Origin of the sequence: Clostridium thailandense, assembly GCF_019207025.1 — a bacterium.
Lineage (GTDB): Bacteria > Bacillota > Clostridia > Clostridiales > Clostridiaceae > Clostridium_AM > Clostridium_AM thailandense.
In genome coordinates this window covers 1-4,385 of record NZ_JAEEGC010000114.1, presented here as the reverse complement: position 1 = coordinate 4,385, position 4,385 = coordinate 1, and the positions used below count along the sequence as shown (strand labels likewise).

5 protein-coding genes are annotated in these 4,385 nt (G+C 30.2%); 4 read left to right on the top strand and 1 reads right to left on the bottom strand.

The window, feature by feature from the left end; all coding sequences use genetic code 11:
* Positions 1-52 precede the first annotated feature (52 nt).
* Positions 53-511: a hydrogenase maturation protease gene (locus I6U48_RS19990; RefSeq protein ID WP_218322245.1), complete on the bottom strand. Its 459-nt coding sequence runs from the start codon at positions 509-511 to the stop codon at positions 53-55.
* A 279-nt stretch (positions 512-790) separates the two neighbouring features.
* Here I6U48_RS19990 and I6U48_RS19985 point away from each other — a divergent pair, with 279 nt between their 5' ends.
* The 4 genes from I6U48_RS19985 (at position 791) to I6U48_RS19970 (ending at position 4,362) form a co-directional block, all read left to right on the top strand.
* Positions 791-1,057, top strand: coding sequence for a hypothetical protein (locus I6U48_RS19985; protein WP_218322244.1), 267 nt, complete (start codon positions 791-793; stop codon positions 1,055-1,057).
* A gap of 613 nt (positions 1,058-1,670) precedes the next feature.
* Positions 1,671-1,961 (top strand): hypothetical protein, encoded by a 291-nt coding sequence (locus tag I6U48_RS19980; RefSeq protein ID WP_218322243.1) that lies wholly within the window; start codon positions 1,671-1,673, stop codon positions 1,959-1,961.
* Between the two features lie 387 nt (positions 1,962-2,348).
* A complete protein-coding gene (locus tag I6U48_RS19975; protein WP_218322242.1) occupies positions 2,349-2,702 on the top strand; it encodes a response regulator in 354 nt (117 codons plus the stop codon).
* A 139-nt stretch (positions 2,703-2,841) separates the two neighbouring features.
* The gene (locus I6U48_RS19970; protein ID WP_218322241.1) at positions 2,842-4,362 is read left to right on the top strand and encodes an N-acetylmuramoyl-L-alanine amidase; all 1,521 of its coding nucleotides are present in this window, start codon (positions 2,842-2,844) and stop codon (positions 4,360-4,362) included.
* Positions 4,363-4,385: the final 23 nt, after the last annotated feature.

Below are 4,385 nucleotides of genomic sequence, written 5' to 3'. Positions count from 1 at the left end.
TCTGGTATGGGTATCTATACAGTGCAACAGTCTCTATTTTTAGTTTCCTATTTTAAGATATAAGATTTAGCCTATTAATTACAGAGATATAGTTTAAGAGTTTTTTACATATAGTATCCAATTTGGAGTTTAGGTCATAGCTAAGATCAGGATTAAAGTAAAATTCAGAGGCTTCAACGGATATTAAAAATCCTGAAACATTCTTATTAGATGTTTTTATCAATTCTAATAAATTTAAGATATATTGTGAAAAGTATAGAGAATCTAAATTTACTTCATTTAATGGAGTTAGATTAATAGTTCCAGGCTCTATATCATAATAACTTGAACCTACAACTATTAAGAAGTCAGAATCTTCTATTTTATCCATGCAATTTTCTATGTTGGTTTCTATAATTATCGTATCATAACCAAGTAGTTTGAAGTCATAGTGTAGAAATTCAGCGATTTTTATGCCTATTCCATCGTCACACATTACCATATTACCCACAGCAATAATCTTTTTGTTCATAATACCCTCCCAATCATTTGTTCTATAGATAACTACAGTTGACACTTAACTTATACAACTGAAAATGTTAAGTGTTTGGTTTTATTCTCTATAAAATATATGCATGGATAAGTATTAAATTCTTATTTATAAGAATTTAATAGAAAAATTTGTTATAAATTTCTATTTAAATTAAAGTACTAGGAATATTCTAAGTGCTTTTTTGTTTTTTAAATGTATATAATTTACTGATAGGTTTTAAAGTTCATATCATATAAAAAATAAATAGGAGGATAAAAAATGCATGATACTATTTTGTTGAATAAAATATCTGATTCATTAGATAGTCTGTGTAGGACTCATAACATTAAAAAAATAAAAAGGTTATCAATCATTGTGGATAAAAATAGTCATGTTACTTCAGATAGTCTTTATGAATATCTTCGTAATTTTAATAGTAACCTAACAGGAGAATGGACTGAAATTGTAGTTGAAAAAGAAACCTTAGATAGTGAAGTTGCAATTCTTCATAGTATTGAAGGGGAGAAAGTTGAAAGAGAGGTATAGAGTAATAACAGCGAAAGTAGTGCTGCACTTATAGATATCCACGGCTGACGATTAATTTATGCTCCGGGATATATTGGCATTCCTCTTGCACAATAAATGCTTTTGATAAGTCTAAAGCTCAGTATTTAAGTAGAGAGCTAAAATCTTTGATTTTATGCGAATCACTTACTCATCTGACGAAAGGAAGAGGAGTTTCCTTTAGAGTCTAAGAATCATTGATAAACTCGTATCTCAAACACATCAATGTTCCTAAGACTTTCTAAAATACTTCGCTAAGACTTATAACAAAAGTATTTAAATGTGCCTTCCAGAATGTCAATATATCCATGCGTATAAGTAAAGTGTCTAGAGTGCGTTTATCCATATAGTGAAACAGCCTCCTCTACATAAGTCTATTTGCTGATTCCATTCTCTGTGCATATGTTTTAAATATAGTATATAATAAATTTCATTAGATAACTTTTTCTATTTAGAAATTTCTATAATAAAAAATTAAAGGCTATATAACTTTGAGTGGATATGTGGCATAATATAGGTGATTAAGTTTTGTAGATAAACATAGAAAGATCATAAGATTAAGTTTGACCTTAGGGTAAATAGGAGGAGCCAGATAATGATAGATAGATTAAACAAAGCCAGGGAAGAAGTTGAAAAGGCTTTTAATGAGGATAAAGCTGAGAATATGGGGAAAATGGCTAAGAGATTTAAAAACTTATATTTTGAATCTCTTCAGAAGGGTGAGGAAAGCAGAGAATTTCATTATGCAGAGTACATAAAAAAAGTTATAATGTTGTATTTTGAAAATATTCTTAACGGATATGGTGATGCTGAGACCTTATATGAAGAGTGTGAATATGAGGCTCAATTAGCAGGAATAGAGCCTAATATAACAATAAATTATTAAATAAAATTTGATTCATAGGAGAGCAAAGTGGTCTCCTCTTTTTTATGTATAAGATCCAATTCACATTTATTTTAAATAAACAGTGAAAAAGTTTTAAAAATGTGAAGCATATAAGAAATATATCATAAGTCCAAGAAAAAGTAATAAAATGGTCATAATTTCTTGTAGAATAAAAAAATATTAGATAATAATTCTATAAAAAATATCTTTGTGTAAATTCATATATTAAAATGCATTAAATTACTATAATTTGACAGATAACAAGCTTTTATATATAATTTATTTTAAATATATAAATATAATACCTTATAAGGAAAATAGTTTATAAGTTTCAATACAGCTAGTAACTTATTATAATTTACTACAGGATGTGGGAGTGTGGTATCTATGAAAACGGTTCTTGTTGTTGATGATTCTAGATTCATGAGAGCATCTCTAAAGAACTTACTTAGAAAAAATGGTTATGAAGTAGTAGCTGAGGCAGAAAATGGTGAAATGGCAGTAGAAGAATATTTTAAATACAAGCCAGACATAGTTACCATGGATATAACAATGCCAGTTATGACAGGAATTGAGGCATTAAGGTTAATAAAGGCTCAGGATGTACAAGCCAAAATTGTAATGGTGTCATCGGAAGCGCAAAAACATTATATAAAAAAAGCAATGATAAGTGGAGCAGAATATTTTATTATAAAACCGTTCAATGAAGAAGTGGTAATGAAAATATTAAATAGAATATAAAATATCAACTTTATGTGAACTTAATATTTTTAAGCAACATAATTCCATAAATGGCATTAATAATACTGATACTTAACAATACACCTATGTTACAATATAATAGACAAGCTAAATAATATATGAACAAGGAGATGAAGCAATGTTTAGCAGAAGAAACTTTTTACTAATATTTTTAGCAACTCTATTTATTGTTTTCTTGCCCAATATTAAGGCAGTCGCAGCCCCTTCAACTCAGAGACTTGGGGGAAATGACAGATATGAAACTGCAGTTAAAGTATCTCAAAATATGTGGAGCAGTTCGCAGTATGTAATATTGGTTTCTGGAAAGGATTTTCCGGATGCGTTAAGTTCAGCAACCTTAGCTAAGAAATATAATGCCCCTATTCTATTGATTGAGGGGACCAATATAGGAACCATTATAAAAAATGAGATTTTAAGAATTGGTGTAAAAAATGCAATTATAGTTGGTGGTACAGGAGTGATATCTACTAAGGTAGATAGTCAGCTGCAAAGTATGGGAATAAAATCAACTCGTGTACAAGGAAAAGACAGATATGAAACAAGTTTAGCGGTGGCAAAACTTATAGGAACAGATAACGGCATAGTATTAGCCTCAGGAGAAAATTTTCCTGATGCAGTTTCAGTTGCACCAATAGCAGCAGCAAAGCAAATGCCTATACTACTTACTCCAAAGGATAAATTGCCTGACGAAACATATCAAGTTATAAACAATAGCAAAGTGTCAAAGCTCTATATTGTAGGTGGAACAGGAGCTATAAGTAATTCTGCTATAAGCAAGCTTGCGAATTATAAAAGATTAAGTGGTCAGGATAGATATGAAACAAATTCAGCAATTATAAATGAATTTATTTCAAATATAAATTTTAGTACAGTATATGTAGCGAATGGGGAAGGGTTTGCAGATGCATTATCAGGGTCAGCAGCAGCTGCGAAAACATCTTCACCAGTTATACTTGTACATAATTCAAATTCAAGTCAGCAGTCTATAGTTAGAAATAATATAAAATCGGTACATAATATAGATGTACTAGGAGGAGAAGCAGTACTTCCACTACGAATAGTACAAAATCTTATAAATGATTCAGTTATAATAGCAGTAGATGCAGGACATGGAGGATATGACTCTGGAGCAGTAGGACCAAATGGAACTTATGAGAAAAATGTTACCTTACAAATAGCATTAAAATTAGGAAAAATACTTGAAGAAAATAATATGAATGTAGTATATACAAGAACTAGTGATAATGTATCTTGGCCATCAGAGGTAGGAAAGGATCTTCAGACAAGATGTGATATATCAGATAATGCTGGAGCAGATTACTTTGTGGCTATACATGCTAATAGTGCAGAAAATCCAGCTGCACGTGGAATAGAAACTTATTATTGCAATGGTAGTGAAAAGGGAGCAAAACTAGCAGGTACTATACAACAGGAGCTTATTAGTTTAACAGGTTTGTTAGATAGAGGGATAAAAACGGCCAATTATTATGTTTTAAAAAATACAGCAGCTCCATCGGTTCTTGTAGAAGTTGGTTTTATAAGCAATCCAACAGAAGAAAATTTATTATCAACTGATAGTTTTCAAAATAAGCTTGCACAAGCCATAGCAAATGGAATAATAAAAACTGTGATACAATGATAAAAGGGGCTGTCCTGAAAACT

Coding starts and splice junctions, on each gene's coding strand:
- I6U48_RS19990 (WP_218322245.1), bottom strand. CDS start 511: ATGAACAAAAAGATTATTGCTGTGGGTAATATGGTAATGTGTGACGAT.
- I6U48_RS19985 (WP_218322244.1), top strand. CDS start 791: ATGCATGATACTATTTTGTTGAATAAAATATCTGATTCATTAGATAGT.
- I6U48_RS19980 (WP_218322243.1), top strand. CDS start 1,671: ATGATAGATAGATTAAACAAAGCCAGGGAAGAAGTTGAAAAGGCTTTT.
- I6U48_RS19975 (WP_218322242.1), top strand. CDS start 2,349: ATGAAAACGGTTCTTGTTGTTGATGATTCTAGATTCATGAGAGCATCT.
- I6U48_RS19970 (WP_218322241.1), top strand. CDS start 2,842: ATGTTTAGCAGAAGAAACTTTTTACTAATATTTTTAGCAACTCTATTT.